This window comes from Aedoeadaptatus ivorii (genome assembly GCF_900638585.1).
Taxonomy (GTDB): domain Bacteria; phylum Bacillota; class Clostridia; order Tissierellales; family Peptoniphilaceae; genus Aedoeadaptatus; species Aedoeadaptatus ivorii.
The window spans coordinates 1,568,270-1,587,771 of sequence record NZ_LR134523.1; the positions used below are offsets into that span (position 1 = coordinate 1,568,270).

At 53.7% G+C, this 19,502-nt stretch carries 24 protein-coding genes; 4 read left to right on the forward strand and 20 right to left on the reverse strand.

The features are described 5' to 3' along the window. Positions 1-103: 103 nt before the first annotated feature. The 6 genes from EL294_RS07730 to sufC form a co-directional block, all read right to left on the reverse strand. Entirely contained in the window at positions 104-592 is a 489-nt protein-coding gene (locus EL294_RS07730) for a MarR family winged helix-turn-helix transcriptional regulator (RefSeq protein ID WP_126466253.1), read from the reverse strand. A 212-nt stretch (positions 593-804) separates the two neighbouring features. Beyond that, complete coding sequence (gene sufU / locus EL294_RS07735) at positions 805-1,230, reverse strand: Fe-S cluster assembly sulfur transfer protein SufU (RefSeq protein WP_126466254.1); 426 nt, start codon at positions 1,228-1,230, stop codon at positions 805-807. Beyond that, on the reverse strand, positions 1,217-2,464 hold the full coding sequence (locus EL294_RS07740) for a SufS family cysteine desulfurase (RefSeq protein ID WP_126466255.1): 1,248 nt from the start codon (positions 2,462-2,464) through the stop codon (positions 1,217-1,219). The genes sufU and EL294_RS07740 overlap by 14 nt, the downstream gene beginning before the upstream one ends. Position 2,465: 1 nt before the next feature. Beyond that, entirely contained in the window at positions 2,466-3,467 is a 1,002-nt protein-coding gene (locus EL294_RS07745; protein ID WP_126466256.1) for a SufB/SufD family protein, read from the reverse strand. Continuing rightward, complete coding sequence (gene sufB / locus EL294_RS07750) at positions 3,467-4,873, reverse strand: Fe-S cluster assembly protein SufB (RefSeq protein ID WP_126466257.1); 1,407 nt, start codon at positions 4,871-4,873, stop codon at positions 3,467-3,469. Before sufB ends, EL294_RS07745 begins: the two co-directional genes overlap by 1 nt. Further along, positions 4,866-5,612: a Fe-S cluster assembly ATPase SufC gene (sufC, locus tag EL294_RS07755; RefSeq protein ID WP_126466258.1), complete on the reverse strand. Its 747-nt coding sequence runs from the start codon at positions 5,610-5,612 to the stop codon at positions 4,866-4,868. Before sufC ends, sufB begins: the two co-directional genes overlap by 8 nt. A 118-nt stretch (positions 5,613-5,730) precedes the next feature. Between sufC and mutY the strand changes: the two genes are divergently transcribed. From mutY to EL294_RS07770, 3 genes are read left to right on the forward strand one after another with little or no spacing between them, the layout of a single operon-like run. Further along, a complete protein-coding gene (gene mutY / locus EL294_RS07760) occupies positions 5,731-6,759 on the forward strand; it encodes an A/G-specific adenine glycosylase (RefSeq protein ID WP_126466259.1) in 1,029 nt (342 codons plus the stop codon). Continuing rightward, on the forward strand, positions 6,746-7,288 hold the full coding sequence (locus tag EL294_RS07765) for an NUDIX hydrolase (protein WP_164715274.1): 543 nt from the start codon (positions 6,746-6,748) through the stop codon (positions 7,286-7,288). The genes mutY and EL294_RS07765 overlap by 14 nt, the downstream gene beginning before the upstream one ends. Then, positions 7,275-7,937: a YoaK family protein gene (locus EL294_RS07770; protein ID WP_126466261.1), complete on the forward strand. Its 663-nt coding sequence runs from the start codon at positions 7,275-7,277 to the stop codon at positions 7,935-7,937. Before EL294_RS07765 ends, EL294_RS07770 begins: the two co-directional genes overlap by 14 nt. A 64-nt stretch (positions 7,938-8,001) precedes the next feature. Here the strand turns inward: EL294_RS07770 and EL294_RS07775 are convergent, their stop codons facing one another. After that, positions 8,002-8,355, reverse strand: coding sequence for an arsenate reductase family protein (locus tag EL294_RS07775; protein WP_126466262.1), 354 nt, complete (start codon positions 8,353-8,355; stop codon positions 8,002-8,004). Between the two features lie 31 nt (positions 8,356-8,386). Between EL294_RS07775 and EL294_RS07780 the strand changes: the two genes are divergently transcribed. Continuing rightward, complete coding sequence (locus tag EL294_RS07780) at positions 8,387-9,046, forward strand: thermonuclease family protein (protein ID WP_126466263.1); 660 nt, start codon at positions 8,387-8,389, stop codon at positions 9,044-9,046. A 71-nt stretch (positions 9,047-9,117) separates the two neighbouring features. Here EL294_RS07780 and EL294_RS07785 read toward each other — a convergent pair whose 3' ends face one another. The 13 genes from EL294_RS07785 to rpmH form a co-directional block, all read right to left on the reverse strand. Next, a complete protein-coding gene (locus tag EL294_RS07785; RefSeq protein ID WP_126466264.1) occupies positions 9,118-9,732 on the reverse strand; it encodes a cyclodeaminase/cyclohydrolase family protein in 615 nt (204 codons plus the stop codon). Beyond that, the gene (locus EL294_RS07790; protein ID WP_126466265.1) at positions 9,729-10,613 is read right to left on the reverse strand and encodes a PhzF family phenazine biosynthesis protein; all 885 of its coding nucleotides are present in this window, start codon (positions 10,611-10,613) and stop codon (positions 9,729-9,731) included. The genes EL294_RS07785 and EL294_RS07790 overlap by 4 nt, the downstream gene beginning before the upstream one ends. Next, a complete protein-coding gene (locus tag EL294_RS07795; RefSeq protein ID WP_126466266.1) occupies positions 10,606-11,430 on the reverse strand; it encodes a ParB/RepB/Spo0J family partition protein in 825 nt (274 codons plus the stop codon). Before EL294_RS07795 ends, EL294_RS07790 begins: the two co-directional genes overlap by 8 nt. Next, the gene (locus tag EL294_RS07800) at positions 11,430-12,179 is read right to left on the reverse strand and encodes a ParA family protein (RefSeq protein WP_126466267.1); all 750 of its coding nucleotides are present in this window, start codon (positions 12,177-12,179) and stop codon (positions 11,430-11,432) included. Before EL294_RS07800 ends, EL294_RS07795 begins: the two co-directional genes overlap by 1 nt. 147 nt (positions 12,180-12,326) lie before the next feature. Continuing rightward, positions 12,327-12,698 (reverse strand): hypothetical protein, encoded by a 372-nt coding sequence (locus EL294_RS07805; protein WP_126466268.1) that lies wholly within the window; start codon positions 12,696-12,698, stop codon positions 12,327-12,329. An 8-nt stretch (positions 12,699-12,706) separates the two neighbouring features. Next, on the reverse strand, positions 12,707-13,408 hold the full coding sequence (rsmG, locus tag EL294_RS07810; protein ID WP_126466269.1) for a 16S rRNA (guanine(527)-N(7))-methyltransferase RsmG: 702 nt from the start codon (positions 13,406-13,408) through the stop codon (positions 12,707-12,709). Further along, complete coding sequence (mnmG, locus tag EL294_RS07815) at positions 13,389-15,296, reverse strand: tRNA uridine-5-carboxymethylaminomethyl(34) synthesis enzyme MnmG (RefSeq protein ID WP_126466270.1); 1,908 nt, start codon at positions 15,294-15,296, stop codon at positions 13,389-13,391. The genes rsmG and mnmG overlap by 20 nt, the downstream gene beginning before the upstream one ends. 9 nt (positions 15,297-15,305) lie before the next feature. Beyond that, positions 15,306-16,664, reverse strand: coding sequence for a tRNA uridine-5-carboxymethylaminomethyl(34) synthesis GTPase MnmE (gene mnmE / locus EL294_RS07820; RefSeq protein ID WP_126466271.1), 1,359 nt, complete (start codon positions 16,662-16,664; stop codon positions 15,306-15,308). Between the two features lie 35 nt (positions 16,665-16,699). Beyond that, the gene (gene jag, locus EL294_RS07825; RefSeq protein WP_126466272.1) at positions 16,700-17,560 is read right to left on the reverse strand and encodes an RNA-binding cell elongation regulator Jag/EloR; all 861 of its coding nucleotides are present in this window, start codon (positions 17,558-17,560) and stop codon (positions 16,700-16,702) included. Between the two features lie 2 nt (positions 17,561-17,562). Next, a complete protein-coding gene (locus tag EL294_RS07830; RefSeq protein ID WP_232006477.1) occupies positions 17,563-18,276 on the reverse strand; it encodes a YidC/Oxa1 family membrane protein insertase in 714 nt (237 codons plus the stop codon). 17 nt (positions 18,277-18,293) lie between these two features. After that, a complete protein-coding gene (gene yidD, locus EL294_RS07835; protein WP_126466273.1) occupies positions 18,294-18,509 on the reverse strand; it encodes a membrane protein insertion efficiency factor YidD in 216 nt (71 codons plus the stop codon). Beyond that, positions 18,490-18,855, reverse strand: a complete 366-nt coding sequence (gene rnpA, locus EL294_RS07840) for a ribonuclease P protein component (protein ID WP_126466274.1) — start codon at positions 18,853-18,855, stop codon at positions 18,490-18,492. The genes yidD and rnpA overlap by 20 nt, the downstream gene beginning before the upstream one ends. Before the next feature lie 4 nt (positions 18,856-18,859). Further along, positions 18,860-18,994, reverse strand: a complete 135-nt coding sequence (gene rpmH / locus EL294_RS07845) for a 50S ribosomal protein L34 (protein WP_126466275.1) — start codon at positions 18,992-18,994, stop codon at positions 18,860-18,862. Between the last annotated feature and the right edge of the window lie 508 nt (positions 18,995-19,502).

The following is a 19,502-nucleotide window of genomic DNA, read 5'->3' on the forward strand; positions in this document are numbered from 1 at the left end:
GTCTATTATAAGCCCTTTTTTCGAAAAAGATGTCGAACGAGCCGGTTTGACTTAAATTTGAAATGAAAAATAGTCTATGTAGAGACGGAAAGGCGAACACGCCTTAGCGGTTTTTTCTGCGCCGGCGCCGCTGTTCGTCGCGCACTTCGCGGAGGCGGTCGGATTCGTTAAAGAGCTCGTCGACGGTCTCCATGGACTTCAGCAAAAACCGAAGATCGCCGTCGGTAAGATACTCGCCGAGCTTGTCGTAGAGCGGCGCGAGCATGGAGCGAAACTCCTCCACATAGCCATCGCCCTTTTCGGTCAAAAAGACATAGACGATGCGCGAATCCTCCGTCGATCGCTCGCGGTATACGAAGCCCTTTTCTTCTAGCACCGTACAGATCTTCGAGATATTGCCGTGATCGCGGTGCAGGGATCGGGCGATGGAGCGGATCGAGGTATCCTCTAGAGCGTCGATCTGTCCCAAGACGAGAAACTGCAACTGCGTAAGGGAGTAGCGAGCGGAAAAATAGTCGGTCAGCGCACTCCGGGTGTCGCATGCCTCTTTAATCAGCCGCCAATAGGTCCACATAAATTCTCTTGTATCCACAATGTCCCCCTTCTTCAGTGTGAAATTTATAGAAATTATTCTGAATAATTATATACGTAATCTCTATTGGATTATATCATACGGGGTAGCGAAAAAAATATGTTTTTACCCCGATTTCTTTCTATTTTTTTATATATTCTTGTTAAATACCGCCTTTCCTTCGGCTCTCTGTCCGAAAAAGGTGATAAAAATAGAACATGCAGATACATGTTCTATTTTTCCAATATGCCTTTGAGCGTATACCACGGGAGGACGGCGCACTTAACCCGAGCGGGCAATTGTGCCACGCCCTGAAACGCCATGGCATCTTCCAGCTCCTCTTCTTCGTCTTCGGAGAGCGAGACGCCTTTGATCATATCGATAAAGGTATCGGCGAGCGCCAAGGCCTTTTCTTTGGTCTTGCCGCGCACGGTGTCGATCATAATAGAAGTGGACGCCTGAGAGATGGCGCACCCCCTGCCCGTATAGGACAGGTCTTTGAGGATATCGCCGTCCATTTTGATCTGCAGAGTGATCTCGTCGCCGCAACTGGGGTTGTGGCCCAGTTCGCAGTAGTCGGGATCGTCCAGATCTTTTTTGTTGTGTTCGCTGCGCGATTCTTCCATAATCAGCGTGGTGTAGATTTCATCGAGTGCCAAGGCCCATCACCCTCCTGACTTCGTCGAGGCTCTTGATAAAGTATTCGACTTCTTCCATGGTGTTGTAGACCGCAAAGGACGCGCGGCACGAGAAATACAGATCGAAACTGCGGTGCAGGGGCTGCGCACAGTGGTGGCCGCTGCGAATGGCGACGCCCTTGGAATCGAGAATCGACGCCACATCGTGGGGGTGCACTTCCTTAAAGTTAAAGGTGATCAGCCCGCCCCGCGGCCCCTCCGGCCGGGAGAGGATGTCGATGTCGTCCATCTTCGACATCTCGTCGTAGGCGTGGTCCAAAAGATGGCTCTCGTATTCGTGGATATTTTCCATGCCGATGTTTTCCAGGTATTCGATCGCCGCCGGCAAACTCGAGGCCGCGCCCACATCCTGGGTGCCCGCTTCGAAGCGCGCCGGCGCATCGAGGAAGGTCGCCCGGTCTTCGTAGACGTATTCGATCATGTCGCCTCCGTACATATAGGGCTTTAAGGTGTTTAGGAGATCGAGCTTGCCGTAGAGGACGCCCGCGCCCATAGCGGCGAGCATTTTATGCCCGCTAAATACGAAAAAGTCGCAGTCCAAATCCCGCACGTCGACGGGCATATGGGGCGTGGATTGCGCCCCGTCGACCACCGCGCGCGCCTCGGGGCTCACGGTTCTGAGATGCGCGATCATCTTTTTGACATCGGGCATGGTCCCCAGCACATTGGAGCTCTGGGTAATGGCGAGGAGTTTGGTCTTTGACGTAATTTTTTCTTCCACTTCGGAGAAGGGAATCGTCTTTTTGTCGTCGATATAGAGATAGACGAGCTTGGCACCGGTCTTTTCGGCGACATATTGCCAGGTAACGAGATTGGCGTGGTGTTCCATGATTGAGAGGACGATTTCGTCGCCCGCTTTGATATTCTCGAGCGCCCAGCTATAGGCGATGAGGTTTAAGGCTTCGGTGGCGTTTCGCGTAAAGACGATCTCTTTTGCGTCCTTTGCGCCGATAAAGTCCTTAACCTTCTCCCGCGCGCCTTCGTACACTTCGGTCGCCGCCATAGACAGGCGGTGTGCGCCCCTGTGGGGCCCGCCGTTTTGATAGCTATAGTAGCGGTTCATGGCATCCAAGACCTGCCGCGGCTTTTGGGTCGTGGCCGCGGAGTCCAAATAGACCAAGGGTTTGTCTTTTGTCGACAGTTCTAAAAAGGGGAAATCCTTTCGGATCTCCATAATTTCGCTATGCTGTAACATCCTATCGCCTCCCCATACTGTAGTCGAGTTCTCGGTAGATGCGCTCGCGCTCTTCTTCGTAGACGATGCCGTCGATCACCGGCGCAAATTTCGCGTCGACGATCATGCGTTCCGCCGTCTTTTCGTCAAAGCCGCGGGTCATAAAGTAAAAGAGCAGTTCCTGGTCGATCCGCCCCGCACTGGCGGCGTGGTTGCCTTCGACGTCGTGTTCGTGGCTCAACAGCGCCGGCACCGACAGGCTGCGGGCGGTGGAGTCGAGGAGGATGGCAAATTCTTCCTCGTTGCCGCGGCTTTCGGCCGAGCCTTCCAAAAAGTCTACCCGACTCTTAAAGACTTTGTAGCTCTCGTCCATCAAGGCGCCGTCTACGATCAGATTCGAGGTGGTGTTTTTCCCCGCGTGGATCATATCGTATTGGAAATCGTATTTCTGTGCGCCCTTGCCCAAAAAGATGGACTGCACGCTCCCCAAGGCGCCGTCGCCCACGAGATTGCAACGCACATTGGAGATTTCGTTCCCGTCGCCCATATGGAACACAAAGGCGTCGAGTTTTGCGCCTTCTTCCACCACGGCGATCAGGGACAGGTAGTTTTCCACTTCGCTGCGGTCCAAATTGGCAAAGTACAAGCGGGCGGTGGCGCCTTCTTTGACGTGGATGCGCCCCAAGAGCGAGCGGTACCCGCCGGTCTTGTTCGAGGAGAAGTAGCCGGTCATATGGCACCCGGGCTCTACGATAAAGTCCAGGGTCACCACGGCGTCGTCTTCTCCTTCCATTCGGAAGATACCCAAATCCACGTCTTCTTTCGCTTCAAAGCGCTTATATTTCGTAGAGGCGCTCTCGTGCAGCTCGCGGAGCTCGGCACTTACGCCATAGGGCCCCGTAAATACCGCATCCGCCGGTGCGGGGGTGCTTCCCTTTACATCGGTCGCGGGGATATTGCGTTCGTTTACATTCAAATAATGATAGGTTTTGTATTCCAGTATATTTCCCTTGTGCGCTTTCATCAGCCGATGCTCCCTTCCAATTCCAAAGAGATGAGATTGTTCATTTCCACGGCATATTCCAGGGGCAGTTCCTTGGCGATGGGATCGGCAAAGCCGCGCACGACCGTCGCCCGCGCCTCTTCTTCGGAGATGCCCCGGGTCATCAGGTAGAAGATGACTTCATCGGAGATCCGGCCGATCTTGGCTTCGTGGCCGAAGTCCACATCCCGATTGTTGATGTCGATGGAGGGAATGGTGTCCTGGCGGGATTCGCTGTCGAGCATCAAAGATTCACAGGATACCGTGGACTTGGAGTCCTCGGCGTTTTCGGTGACCTTGACCAGGCCGCGATAGGTTCCGATGCCCCCGCCCTTGGAGATGGACTTGGACTGAATGGAACTCTTGGTGTGGTTGGCGGCGTGAATGACTTGGGCGCCGGTGTCGATGTTTTGTCCCGCGCCGGCAAAGCTGATGCCGGTGTATTCGTTCTGGGCGCCGTCTCCGGCGAGGACAGAAGTGGGATAGAGCATGCTCACCTTGCTGCCGAAGGAACCCGAGACCCATTGGATCTTGGCGTCCTTGCCGACGATGGCGCGCTTGGTGTTTAGGTTATACATATTTCTCGACCAGTTTTCGATGGTGGAGTAGCGCAGGGTGCCGCCGTCTTTGATAAAGAGCTCGACCGCCCCGGCGTGGATGTTGAGCGCATTGTATTTGGGCGCGGAGCAGCCCTCGATAAAGTGGCACTTCGCCCCCTCTTCGATAATAATCAGGGTATGCTCAAACTGGCCCGCCCCCGGCGCGTTTAGGCGGAAGTAGGACTGCAGCGGCACGTCTACGTCGACCCCTGCGGGCACATAGACGAAGCTCCCGCCGCTCCAAACCGCATAGTGGAGCGCCGCATATTTGTGCAGACTCGGCGAAATGCACTTGCCGAAATAGGCGCGCACGATGTCTTCGTATTCTCTCAGCCCCGTTTCGAAGTCGGTGTAGACCACGCCCTGATCGGAGAGATGCTTTTGAATGCTGTGATAGACCACTTCGGAATCGTACTGCGCGCCCACGCCCGAGAGGAAGGATTCCTTTTCCGCTTCGGGGATGCCCAGCTTGTCGAAGGTCTCGCGAATCTCCTCGGGCACGTCGTTCCAGTCGCCGGCGAGGTCGGCGTCCGGGCGGATATAGGTGATGACCTTGTTCATATCCACCTCGGAAAGATCCGGTCCCCATTCGGGATTTTGCTTTTCGTTAAAGATCGCCAAGGCCTCCAGCCGCTTTTCGAGCATCCATTCGGGCTCGTTCTTTTCCTTCGAGATCTCTCTTACGATCTCTTCGCTGAGTCCCTGTTCGGTCTTCTTTCTATACGTGAAGGGGTTCTTTTCGTCGTAGACCCCCCGATCCATTTCTTGAATATCGCTTTTTTTACGCATGGGCCTCTTCCTTAATCCAGCCGAACCCTTCGGATTCGATGCGGTCGATAATTTCGTCGCCGCCCTCTTTTACGATTCTGCCGTCGTTGATGACGTGCACATAATCGGGTTCGATCTCTTTTAATATCTCCCGGTGGTGGGTGATGATAATGACGGAGTTTTCACCGTTCAGATACGCCTTCAGACCGCGACTCACCGTGGCCACCGCGTCGACGTCGAGGCCGGAGTCGGTCTCATCCAAGATCGCCAGCTTGGGATTGAGCATCAAAAGCTGCAGGATCTCGGTCTTTTTGCGCTCGCCGCCCGAAAAGCCGACATTCAAATAGCGCTCTGCGTATTCGGGCTTCATATCGAGCATTTTCATTTCTTTGTCGACGGCCTTCTTAAACTTCAAAATGGAGGTCTTTTCGCCCCGGGCGAGCTTGGCCTGGCGAATAAAGTTTTCCACGCTGATGCCCGGCACTTCGTGGGGCGTCTGAAAGCTCAAAAACAGGCCCTTTTGCGCCCGCTTGTCGGTGGAAAGATCGGTAATGTCCTCCCCGTCGAAGACGATCTTGCCTTCGGTCATGGTGTAGGCGGGGTTTGCCATAATCACATTTGCCAGGGTGGACTTTCCGCTGCCGTTGGGCCCCATAATTACGTGGACTTCGCCCTTACCGACCTCGAGGTCGATTCCCTTTAAGATTTCTTTTTCTTCTACGGAAGCGCGTACGCCTTCCACTCGCAGTAAAGCATCCATCTATTGAAAATTCCTCCTATATCCTATTGATTTTGTATGATATCTGTTTTTTAACTATAACACGATCCGCGAACACCGTCAATATGCCGTTTTTTGCCCCTTTTGTTATAATAGGAACATGTCTGTTTCAGAAAAAATTTTACAATGGTACAACCCCCACAAGCGGGGGTTGCCCTGGCGAAATACCCGAGACCCCTACAAGATATGGGTATCGGAGATTATGCTCCAACAAACCCGCGCGGCGGCCGCGGTTCCATATTACGAACGATTTATCGAACGCTACCCCACGGTCGAGGCGCTGGCGGAAAGCGACGAAGATGAGTTGTTAAAACTTTGGCAAGGATTGGGCTACTACTCCCGCGCCAAAAACTTGCGAAAAGCAGCCATGCGCGTCGCAAAAGAGGGCATGCCGAAGGATGCCAAAACCCTCGAAACCCTCCCCGGCATCGGCGCCTATACCGCCGGCGCCGTGGCATCGATCGCCTATGGCGAGCCGGTCGCCGCCATAGACGGCAATCTCCTTCGCATCTTTAGCCGGCTCTATGCGGTAGAAGCGCGGATCGACGAGACGGCGGGCAAAAAAGAGATCGCCGCCCTCGCCGCCGCCGAGATCCCCGAGACGGCGCCCGGGGACTTTAACCAGGCGCTGATGGACCTGGGAAGCGAGATCTGTACGCCCAAGCGCCCGCGCTGCCTCGCCTGTCCGCTCCATGCGGACTGCATCGCCTTTCGAGAGGGTCGGCAAGAGGAATTTCCGCACAAAAAGCCGAAAAAGGGAAAGACGCGGGAACAGTACCTGGCCCTCGCCATACGCCATAACGGCGCATACCTCGTCGAAAAGCGGACCGAGGGCCTCTTGTCCTCGCTCTGGGGCTTTCCGCTTCTGCCCGGCCGGTGGAAGAAAGAGGATGTGGAGAAGTATCTCGCGGAGCGCGCCATCGTCGCCAAAGAAATCCGCTTCGGCACGCGCTACGAGCACGTCTTTACCCACAAGATTTGGGAGATTACCGTGGTCGTGGCGACGGCCGAGGCGGTATTTACAGAGGCGGAGGAACACACTTGGGCCGATGTAGACGCCCTTCGGGAAAAATATGCGATCCCTTCGGCGTTTCGGCCCGTATTGGAGGAAATCTATGGATTGGATTAAAACCTACGAACCGCAAAATGCACAAGAGGCGGAAGACAGAGAACATTTGCTCCGCCTGAATGGAAAACTGATCGGCACCGATCGCGCCGATCCCTACCACTACACCACATCGTCGATGGTCTTCGATCGAGAAAAAGGCGCCCTGCTGATGATCTACCATCCTATTTATAAGAGCTGGTCCTGGCCCGGCGGACACGTGGAGCCGGAGGAGGACCTGTTGTATGCTGCACTCCGGGAACTGTACGAGGAGACCGGCATACAATATGTCAAGCCGGCGAAAAAGGCGCCCATCGGCATGCAGCTATTGGCCGTCAAGCCCCACAAACGAAAAGGCGTGCCGGTGGATGCGCACTTTCACATCAATTTTACCTTCGGTTTTTTCGGGAAGACCGAAGATACCCTCCTCGTCGAGGAGAAAAATCGCCTATGGGTGCCGGAAGGCGCCCTCGAAACCTTCGTCACCGAAGACCATATGCTCCCCATTTACCGCGAAATGCTCGAAAGGCTGAAGCGCTATGGCGCGGCGTGAAGTCTCGGAATCGCTGATCTTCGCCACCTTCCTGACGCTGGCGGGCGGCCTGCAAGACAGCTATTCCTATGCCCTTAGGGGCAAGGTCTTCGTCAACGCCCTTACGGGGAATGTGGTGCTCCTCGCGCTGAATGTCGTGGAGGGGAATGGGGCGCAGATCCTTCACTTTCTTTTCGCCATCCTCTCCTTCGCTCTAGGGGTCTATGTGTCCGCCCACTTCGGATTTTTGAAGCGACGGGCGCTAAAGCTCAAGTGGCAGCAACAGGTTCTGTTTTTTGAAATTCTGATTCTTTGCGCGGTGGGGTTGATCCCCGTCGCCTTTAACGACATCGCCAACGGCATGATGGCCTTCTCCTGCGGCATGCAGGTCAATGCCTTTCGCGAATTCGCCGACATCCGCTTTGCCACCACCATGTGCGTGGGCAATATGCGCACGGTCATGGACAATCTGGCGGGCTTTCGGCTGACCAAAAAGCGCAGCCATCTTAAAAAAAGCGGCGTGGTCTTTTATATCGTCTTTGTCTTTTTTACCGGCGCGGCTTTGGGAGGACTCCTCTTTTCCCATATGGGGCTGAAGACCATATGGGTTTCCGCGCTTTTTCTTGCCATCGCCTTTGTGCTTCTGATGAAAGACGAGACCGTTTTATAAGCCATTCTCCATAAAAAAAGGGATATGCGACCGCATACCCCTCTCGCGCCCTTCGGGGCGCTATTTATTTTTCTTCCTCGGCCCATTGCTTCCATACATCCGGCGCATGGCCCAGTACGGCGCGCTTTTTGCTGCGCACGATCGGCAGCTTCATAATTTCCGGATGGTCGATAATATAGGACTCTTTGCTTTCTTCGGTGGCATATTTTACATAGGCGAGGCCGTCCTTGTCCTTGCTCTTTTCGTCGATCCAGGCGTCCAAACCGCCGATCGAAGCGGTGATGGAGTCGAATTCGCCCCAGCTCAGTTCCTTTTCCATCAGATCTACGAATTGAAAGGAAATGCCCCGTTCCTTAAAGAACCGCTGTGCCTTTTTGGTGTCGTTGCTCTTTTTGGTGCCGAAAATTTGAATGCTCATATCCACCGCTCCAATCTGTTATACTATTCTTATGAAGAATTTACGTAATATTATCATAACCTGTATCGTACTTTTTGCCGCCGCTTTGCTTTCCTGTGACGACGTCGGCCCGGCCGATGCCGCCACCGTGACCCGCGTGGTCGACGGCGATACGATCGTCGTTCGAAATACCGAAGAATACCGCGTGCGCCTGATCGGCGTCGATACGCCGGAAACCGTGCATCCCAACGGCATCGTAGAACCTTGGGGAAAAGAAGCGTCGGACTTTACGAAGAAGGAACTCACCGGAAAACAAGTGTACTTAGAATACGACGAGGAACCCAAGGATCGCTATGGGCGCCGCCTCGCCTATGTGTGGACCGAGCCGCCGGAGGGCAGCGAAAAGAAGAAGGAAGACATCCTCTTTAACTGCCGTCTGGTGCGCGAAGGCTATGCCCGCGAGCGCTTTTACCCGCCGAACAAACGGCATCAGGCGCTCCTGCAGGCGGCGGAAGAACGCGCCATGGAGGAGAACAAGGGCTTGTGGCATATCGAAGGCGAGGAAGGCCCCGCCAAGGGCAATCGTCGCAGTAAATTATATCATATGCCCGGCGATCCCCAATATGACAACATCTCCGAGAAAAACGTCATCTACTTCGACACCGCCAAAGACGCGGAAAAAGCCGGATATCAGCGTGCGTTTCGCCGCTAGCTCCCAGACAGCTCTAAAAAACACGACCTTGTAGGCACAGGGTCGTGTTTTTTATTGTTCCACGTGGAACATTATTGTTTTTGGCTGGTATCATCGAGCAAAGGCGCCGAAACGAGAATCGCTGCATGCAGCGCTTGCACCTGCTCGGCCGCCGTCTGCACGCGTTCTTCATAGCTACGACGGCGCGCGTCGTCTTTTAGTGCGTCGATATTCAGCTTCGCCGTATACCCCGCGCTGCGAAAGGCCGTAAGGGCAAGATCGGCGGCGATATAGAGGTCGCTGACGGCGTTTTTGGTGATTTGTGCTTTGCAATCATTGAGCAAATTCAAAATCTTTTCGGCCGCCCGCATCGTCGAAATGGGTACTTCAATGGCGCGGATATAGCCCTTTTCAATGGCCTCACGGCGCAATGTCTTTTCGCTTTCCGTCTCTTTCGGCAGGCGAAAGGCGGCGAGCACGCCATCGAAAGCGTGGCCGTCGGCATCGATATTGTCTTCGGCATCCAGTGCGATCTCCGCCAGGGCGCCCGAAGCCGGGCCGTCGACGCGGCTGAGCTTTAGGATCATAATGCCGAGAGAAGCCGCCAAGGCCGCGTTTAGGGCGGCTACAGATCCGCCGCCCGGAAGCGAAGAGGTGTCCATCGCCTTTTCGATATAGCGACGGACGGGCAGATCGACGAGTTTCATAGGCGCAAAATCCCTTCCATCACGATGCGCGCGGTGCCGCCGACGAATATGTGGCCGTCTTTTTCGGAGACTTCGATCTCCGAAGGCCGGCCGACTTCCTGTCCCTGGCGGGCGCGGAGGCGGTTCTCCGATAAAATTCCGTTTTCTTTCATATAGAAATAGGTACAGCCGCTTCCGGTGCCGGATCCCGCTTCTTCCCATACACTCACCGAAGGGGAGAAGTTCCGCTGCTCTACGATTTTTTTCTCCTCGTCGTAGTAAAACAGGTGAAAGGACTTACAGTGGTATTTTTCGGAAAGCATGGCGAGGTTGCGCCGCTTGGGGTAGACTTCGTGCAAATCCGCCGCCTTTTTGAGCGGAATGATCATCGTCTCTACGCCGCCGTCGACCACTGCCGGAATTAAATTCACATCTCCCGTGCCGATATGGTCCGCGTCCACCTCAAAGGCCTCCGCCAGCGCCTCCAAGTCTTCGACCGCGCTCGTCACCTTCATTTCGGGAAGCTGCACGTCGACGAAGTCGACCTCGCCGCCGCGAAAACTCAAATACACGCAGAGGGGTCCGGCGCCGGTATACTGCAACACCTTTTTCTTCGATTCGCTGCTGCCGATGTAGCCGAATTTGGCGAGGGTCCAAAAAGTGGCGAGGGCCGCGTGCCCGGAGATCTTGATCTCCTCGGTGGGCGTAAAGTAGCGGGCGCTGTAAATATCGCGGTCCAGCTTTCGGATGCAGATGGTCTCGGGATGGTTGAGCTCCCGCGCGGCCTTTTGCATTTCGTTGTCGCTCATATCGCCCTTGGTGAGTACGATTCCCGAGGGATTTCCCACAAACGAGCGGTCGGTAAAGGCATCGGTAATAAAAAATGTATATTCTCTAGTCATCCAGCTCTCCCCCCATAATCATCTCTACGATGCGGGACAGATCGTCCCCGGAATAGTACTCGATCACCAGGCGCCCCTTTTTGCCGTTGCCCTTGAGTTGTGCCTTGGTGCCCAATCGATCCATCAGTTGTTCTTCGATGCTCCGGTAGTAGGGCGAGATTTTTTGCTCCCGCGGTGCCTCTTTGCGGCTCTGTTCGATCGTCTGTTGTTCGCGAATCATCTTTTGTGCGCGCTTGATCTGCTCCCTGCCGTCTTTGATGCCGAGTAGCAGCTTTCCCTGGCTGATGGTGAGATCCCGATTGCGGAGCATTTCCTGCACGGCGGGCTCGAGCTTCATCAGGCGCATGCTGTTGGCCACATAGGGGCGGGATTTGCCCACCAGATTGGCGAGCTGCTCCTGGGTATAGCCGTACTTTTTTCGGAGCGCTTCGTAGCCTTCCGCCTCTTCCATGGGATTGAGGTCTTCCCGCTGGATGTTTTCGATCAAAGAAATGCGGTCCTGTTCTTCCTCGTTCACGTCGATAAAGCGTACAGGCACATCTTCCAGTCCCGCTCTCTTGGCGGCGCGCAGTCGCCGTTCTCCGGCGATCAGGCGAATTTCTTCGCCTTCCCTTTGTACCAAAAGCGGTTGCAGAACGCCCACCGCCTCGATACTGCGGGCGAGTTCCTTAATCCCTTCTTCTCCGAATCGCTTGCGCGGTTGCTCGGGATTGGGGCGAATTTCCGTAATCGGCAAGGTGTCCGGTTCCTTACTGTCCAAAGGCACGGTGTTGAAAAAGTTATCCAGACCGCGACCCAAACCACGCTTCTTCTCCATTATGCGTCCCTCCCGATCAATTCTTCCGCCAAGGCGATATAGGCCTTCGCGCCCCGGCTCTTGGCGTCGTAATCCAATATGCTTTTCCCGTAAGACGGCGCCTCCGCCAATCGTACATTGCGGGGAATCACCGTCGAAAATACTTTGTCCTTAAAGTACGATTTGACTTCTTCGACCACGAGCATACTTAAATTCGTACGCCCGTCATACATAGTAAGCACCACACCTTCGATCTCGAGCGAAGGATTAAAACCGTTTCGCACCAGCTGAATGGATTCCATCAACTGTGATAAGCCCTCTAAGGCATAGTATTCGCACTGCACGGGAATCAAGATGCTGTCGCAGGCGGCGAGGGCCGATATGGAGAGGATCCCCAAGGACGGGGGACAGTCCATCAAAATATAATCATAGCCCTCCAATTGTTTGAGGCGTTCCTTGAGAATCATCTGCCAGCCTTCCGTTTGCGCGAATTCGATTTCGATACCCGCAAGAGTGGAACCGGAGGGGATGAGATCCAGATTTTCTTTGATATGCACCACGGGGTCTTCTTCGGACCCCAATAGAAAATCGTAAATCATATTTTCCCGATCTTTTTCTACGTTCAAACCGCTGGTGGCGTTTCCCTGGGGATCCAAATCCAGAATCAGGACTTTCTTTCCGCCAAATGCCAGCGCATCCGCCAGATTGACCACCGTCGTGGTCTTTCCGACCCCTCCCTTTTGATTAAATACAGCAATATACTTTCCCATGATTCCACTCCTTTCCTACCCATAGTATCAAATACCGGGACAAATAAAAAGAGAGGAATGTTCCACATGGAACATTCCTCTCTGGTGCCTATATGTTTTGTTCCATATGGAACAGTTTTCGGAAACAATAGTGTTCCATATGGAACATTATTTCTTTCCCTTGCGCACGTATAACACTTTCTCTTCTTTATTTTTCATATCTTTAACGATGATTTTTTCGCGCTCTTCGGCGCCAACGACTTCGTTTCCGCCCGATCTATGACGGGTGATACGGCGTTTCTTTAAATATTCTCGCTTGGATTCCCGCATTTCTTTATGGGACAAATATAAAAACAGAAGGACACATAACACCAGCGCCACCAAAGCGCCCGTTTTCACCGAGGGAATAAAGTAATCGTAGAGATTCGCATAATACGCGGCACACAAACACAGGATCGGGATCAGCATACCCGTCGCTATACTTCTGTCTTTCCACAGACGATAGAGAAGAGCCGCGAGGGCGACGGCAAAGACAATCATAGGCGCACCTACAGAGGATTTTTGCGGGGTTTTCCGCCCCCGCGGGGATATTTTTTGGGCGTCGGCTTGCTCTTTTCGATCACCACGAGGCTCCGCTCGTCGCCGCCGGGCAAGTGGATCTCTTTGATTTCGGCAACGGTTCCGCCCAGGATGTCGATGGCGCGCTTGGCTTCCTTTACTTCCTCGCGGCCTTCGGCGCCCTTCATGGCGATCAAATGTCCGCCGACTTCCACAAAAGGCAGGCAGTATTCCGCCAAAATAGGCAACCGCGCCACAGCGCGGGAGAGTACGATCTCGTACTGCTCCCGAAAGGCCGGATCGCGGCCTTCTTCTTCCGCACGTCCGTGATAGGTCTTTACATTCTCAACGCCCAGTGCTTCGATCACAGCGTCCAAGAAGCTGATGCGCTTATTCAAGCTGTCCATCAAATGGACATCTCTATCGGGGAGGGCGAGGGCAAGCACCATGCCGGGAAAGCCGGCGCCGGTCCCTAAGTCCAAAATCTTTCCGTCGCCCTGCATTTCCTCGAGCAATAGCGGAGTCAGGGAATCGATAAAGTGCTTATCGATCATCTCTTGCTCCTCGGTAATACGGGTTAGATTCGTGTGCTGATTCCACTCCAAAAGGATCTCTGCATAGCGATCGAATGCCGAAAGCGGTAGCGGCAACCCGAACGCTTCCAATGTGTCTTTACGCGTCGTCCAATCCACTTTCTCGCTCCCTTCTCTGTTGTTCCAAATAGATTAACAATACATTGATATCCGCCGGCGATACCCCACTGATGCGGCCCGCCTGGCCCACGGAATCGGGTCGAATGCTACTTAGTTTTTCTTTGGCTTCGTTTCTGAGGCCGCGGATGGCCATATAGTCCAGGTCCTTGGAGAGGTGTTTATTCTCCATCTTTCTCGACTTTTGAATTTGTGCCTGCTGCTTTTCGATATAACCCTTATAGCGAATCTCAGTCTCCACCTCCGTTATCACGTCTTTGGAAAGCGTCGGTCGATGGGGGTCGAAGACGGCGAGGTTTTCGTAGTTCAACTCCGGTCGCTGCATAAGATGCAAAAGCGAGATGGCGTTTTTCAGCTCTGCAGAGCCGAGGGTCGCCAGAATGCGGCAGTTTTCTTCGGTGGGATTGATCTGAATCCCCAAAAGACGCTCCCGTTCGCGTTCGATCGCGTCCTTTCGTTCCTGAAACAGGGCGTATCGGGCGTCGTCGACCAGTCCGATTTCGCGCCCGATTTCGGTCAGCCGCAAATCCGCATTGTCTTGGCGAAGGGTTAAACGGTACTCGGCGCGGGCGGTCATCATGCGATAGGGTTCGCGCGTGCCCTTGGTCACCAAGTCGTCGATTAAGACGCCGATATAGGCCTGGTCGCGGCCCAAGATCAAAGGTTCTTTGCCTTCGATGCCCAACGACGCGTTGATGCCCGCCATAAGACCCTGTGCCGCCGCCTCCTCATAGCCGCTGGATCCGTTGATCTGACCGGCCATATAGAGATTCGGAACGTCCATGACCTCTAAGGACCGATGCAGCTTGGTCGCATCGATCGCATCGTATTCGATGGCGTAGGCCGGGCGCATAAATTCGCAGTGCGAAAGCCCCTCGATCTCGCGATACAAGCGAATCTGCACTTCCAGCGGCAGGGAAGAGGAGACGCCCTGTACGTAGATTTCCTTGGTGTGCATGCCTTCCGGCTCCAAAAACACCTGGTGTCGATCGCGGTCGGCAAAGCGCACCACCTTGTCCTCGATCGAAGGACAGTAGCGGGGGCCTTTGCCCTCGATATCGCCCAGCGCCATGGCGGAGCGGTGAATGTTCTCGCGAATAATATCGTGGGTAGCGGGGGTGGTATAGGTCAAATGACAGGAAATCTGCTCTTTGTCGGAATAGTCTTTTTGAAAATTCAGAAACGAAAAGGGATGAATCTCCGCATCGCCCTTTTGTTCCTCCAAATGCGTATAGTCGATGGAATCCCGATGCACCCGCGCCGGTGTACCGGTCTTCATGCGAAGGGTGGGGATTCCCAGGGCCTCGATGCGATCCGTTAGCGCATTCGCCGGCTGCATGCCGTCGGGCCCACCGGAATAGTTGACCTCGCCCATAAAGATGCGGCCCCGCAGATAGGTGCCGGTGGCGAGAATGACCTTTTTTGCCTTATATACCGCACCACTCTTACAGACGACACCGCAAAGGGCATCGTCTTCGAAGGAAAAGGTGATCACCTCGTCTTGAATAAGATGGAGCCTGTCTTGGTCTTCCAGCGCCGATTTCATGGCGGCATGATAGTCCCACTTGTCAGCCTGGGCGCGCAGAGAGTGCACCGCCGGGCCCTTGGAGGTATTGAGCATTCTGGATTGAATAAAGGTCTTGTCGATATTTTTTCCCATCTCGCCGCCCAATGCGTCGATCTCGCGCACCAGATGCCCCTTGCCCGTGCCGCCGATATTGGGATTGCAGCTCATGGCGGCGATCGAGTTGAGATTCATGGTCAAAAGCACCACAGTATGGCCCATCCTCGCCGCCGCCAGGGCCGCCTCACAGCCCGCATGGCCCGCGCCGACGACCGCCACATCGGTCTCTTTTGCTAAAAATTCCATAGGCCCTCCTTACTTGCCGATACAAAACTTGGAAAATACGTGGTTCAACACCTCTTCGTCGGCGGTCTGCCCGGTGATCTCGCCGAGCTTTGTAAAGGCGTCTTCGATATAGATCTCGGCCAGATCGAGCCCCACGCCCGCTTCGAGATCCGCGATGCCCTTATCGAGCGATTCGATGGCCGCCTGCAAGAGGTCTCGGTGGCGCAGGGAAGTGAGAAATACGTCGTCCGTGCGGATATCGCCCGCCAAAAACCACGATTCTATCTTTTCTTCCACCGCAGCGAGGCCCTCTTCTTCGCGAAAACTGGTCTCGATCACCGCACCGGGAAAATATTCTTCCATTTCTTCGGCGGAGACGGCGCTTCCCAAATCACGCTTGTTCAACAGACACAGCGCCCGCTTGTCCCGCACGCCTTCGATAATTTTCAGGTCCGTTTCCGTCAAGGGATTGGAGGCGTCGAAGATCGCGATTACCAGATCCGCATCCTCCATGCTCTTCAGCGCCCGCTCGATCCCCAATTTTTCTACCACGTCTTCGGTTTCGCGAATGCCCGCCGTATCCTGCACCCGCAGGTGGATGCCGTTTAGGGAATATGACGCTTCGAGGACGTCGCGGGTGGTGCCGGGAATCTCGGTGACGATCGCCTTGTCCTCCCGCAAAAGGGCGTTCAAAAACGAACTCTTACCCACATTGGGCTTGCCGACGATGGCGGTGGCAATGCCTTCTTTGACGAGTTTTCCGCGATGAAAGGTCTCCAAAAGGCGCTGCATTTCTTCGCGGATTTTCGTCGCGGTATCGATCAAAACCTCGACCCCCACCGGCTCCACTTCTTCGGTCGAAAAGTCGATCTCCGCCACCAGCTGCGCCAAGGTATCCTTTAGAGACGCGCGAAACCCTTCGATCTTGCGGTACAGAGCGCCGGTGAGTTGGCGAACCCCCTGTTTTTGGGCCGAGACGCTCTCCGCCTCGATCATATCCATAATGCCTTCGGCTTCGGTAAGGTCGAGTTTGCCGTTCAAAAACGCGATCTTGGTAAACTCCCCGGGCGTTGCGCCCACGCAACCCGCCTCCAAAAAGGCGGAAAGAATACGCTCGAGTCCTACGCTGCCGCCGTGCGCCTGAATTTCGACCATATCCTCGCCGGTGTAACTGCGGGGGCCGCGAAAGGCGACCGCCAGCACCTCATCGTAGACCTCGCCGTCCTTCACGAAGTGGCCGTAGAGGAGCTTTCGGTCGTTGGCGGGATCCGACAAAGATTCCCGCCCGGAGAAAAATCGCTCGCCCATTATAATCGCGTCCGTTCCGCTCAGCCGTACGATCCCGATGCCCGCCGGCGCCTTAGCCGTAGATATCGCTGCAATGGTCACGCTATCACCTTCCTATAAAAAAGCCTTCATAGAGACTATGAAGGCTGAGATGTTTCTTTATGAATGACGACCCGACGATGCGGATCCTTTCCCTCGCTCCGGGTGCGGACGCCCTCTACATTGGCGAGGCAGGCGTGAATTACGCGCCGCTCCTGGGCATCCATCGGTTCGAGTTTAGCGGACTTGCCGGTCTTTAAGACCTTATTGGCCGTCTTTCCGGCGATCCGCTTTAAAGTGGCCTCGCGCTTTTTGCGATAGCCGCTACAGTCGACGATCACGCGCCGAAATTCCCGGCTGCGCTGGTTGATCATCGCCGAAAGCACCGTTTGAATGCCGTTTAGGGTAGAGCCGTGCTTGCCGATCACAATGCCCGTCTCTTCCTGTTTGCCGTCGATGGCAACCTCGATATTTCGATCCCGAAAATCCACCGAGAGGGTATAACCCAGCTCCAGCGTGGTGAGGATCTGATCGACGTATTCGCGGATAAAGGCTTCGATTTCGTCGTCGTCTTCGAAAAACTCCGCCTCCCGGCGCTCCTCTGCGTCGAATTCCGCTTCCTCGTCGTCTTCTTCGTCGCCTTCCTCGTTCGCCCTATCGATAGACGGCGATGGGGTATCGACGATGGTCGGTTCGGGTCGCATCTTCTGTGTATCCGACGGATCCGGCGCGGCGTCCTTTGTCAGCTCATCGCCCAAAATCGCATCGACGATGTCTTTGCTGTCGATCTTCTCGGAAACCTTGACGATGGCGTCTTTTCCCCCGATCAGCCCTAAAAATCCCTTCGAGGGTTCTTCAATGATCTCAACTTCCGCGCGATCGCGATCGATGCGCAACTCCGCTAAGGCTTTTTCGACGGCTTCTTCTACCGTCTTGGCCGATTGGATGGAAAAACTCATACCTACGCCTCCGCTTCTTTCTCGACGACCTTATTGCTGATCATCTGTTGCAGTATAGAGAAAATGCTCCCGGTGATCCAGTAGAGGACCAGACCGGCGGCCATTCTTCTCGCAAAGATCAAAATCATCAAGGGCATCATTATGCTCATCGTGCGCATCATCTGCTCCGAAGATTCTGTAGAGGGCGCCTTATTGTTCTTCTGTACTATATAGGTAGACAACCAGGTGAAGAATGCGGCCACAATCGGGAGCGCCAAACCGGTGGGATCCGGATGATCCAGACTCTGAATAAAGAAGAAGTTCTTTTGAATCGCATCGTAAAATCCGGCGTCCTGGAAGGCGAACTTCGTGGGAAATTGGAAAATACGATAAAATGCGATCAATACGGGGAACTGGACCAACATGGGCAGACAGCCGCTCAGCGGATTGAATTCCGCCTCTTTATAGAGCTGTTGCTGTTTCTGCGCGAGAAGTTGCGGATCGTTTCCGTACTTTTTCTGTAATTTTTGTCGTTCCGGTTCCAATTTCGCCATCTTGAGCTGGTTGCGCGTCTGCATAATATTCAGCGGCAAGAGGGCGAAGCGGAAGAGCAGCGTCGTCAAAACAATGGCGATGGCATAAAAGGAGATGGCCTTCGGCTCGGCACCCATAGCCGATACGAAATCGTATACGCCGCGCAGAAGGGTTCCTAACAGTCCCGCTAAGAAATTAATCAAGTAAACTTCCTCCTAGTCTATGGAAGTGGGTCATAGCCGCCCTTGTGGAAGGGGTGGCATCGTAAAATGCGCCTTATACTCAAATAAAGCGCCTTTAAGAACGGATATTTAGAAAAAGCCTCGTAACTGTACTGGCTGCAGGTCGGGTAAAAGCGGCAGTGCGCCCCGACGAGGATATAGCGGGAAATGTAGTTCTGATAAAAACGGATGGCCTTAAGCGCCGCTTTTCTCACGATGTTTCCCTCCCCGAGCGAGTTTCGATACGCGAAAGATATGTTCAAAGGCGGATTGCATGCCCCGAAAATCCAATCCACTCACATTGTCCTTAACCACGAGTACCAGATCGTAGCCGGGGCGCAGGCGGGGATAGATCTCTCCATAAAGATGACGTAATCTGCGTTTTATGAGATTGCGAACAACGGCCTTTCCCACCTTTTTGTTGATGGAAAAACCCATCCTCGAATGGTCCAGACCGTTTTTCTTTACGTAGAGAGTAAAATTTCGATTCCCGAAAGTATGTCTCTTCCGATACACTTTTTTAAAATCCTGATCTTTACGGATAAAATACTTTTTTTCCATGAATTTAAGCGGAAAGTTTCTTTCTTCCCTTCAATCTGCGTGCGCGCAAGACCTTACGGCCGCCGCGGGTTCTCATGCGAGCGCGGAATCCGTGTTCTCTTTTGCGTTGTTTACGCTTCGGTTGATACGTTCTCTTCACAGTGCTACACCTCCTCCTGTGGGATATAAAAGTGCCTAAAAGGCCTATTTTTAAAATACACTCTATATATTATAGGGACCGGAAGGGATTTCGTCAATGTTTTTCGGCGATTTCGGGCAAAAATACGACTCTATTTGTCTATCCCGGGAAAACTTGTTTTCCTAAATAGTGAAATTCAGTTGCCCTTATGAGATGTGGCGACCTGTTGATAACTGTTTTTTGATTGTGTATAATTATTTACAGCTTGTGAATAAAAAAATGGGCTGTGGATACTTTGTGAGTTATGCACAGTTTGTGGATATCTTGTGCATAACTCTTGTGCTTTTCTATACATTTCCGAAATTTGAACGAAAATCGGGTCTTTTTATGCACAGTTTCCACAAGTTCACCCTGTTTATACTTTTTTATTCCCCACAATCCACAGCTTTGTGGATTGTTTTATCCGCAATGCATTGTTCCACATGTGCATATGTTAATACATTCGAAAGCCAAAGACCGGGAGTGAAAT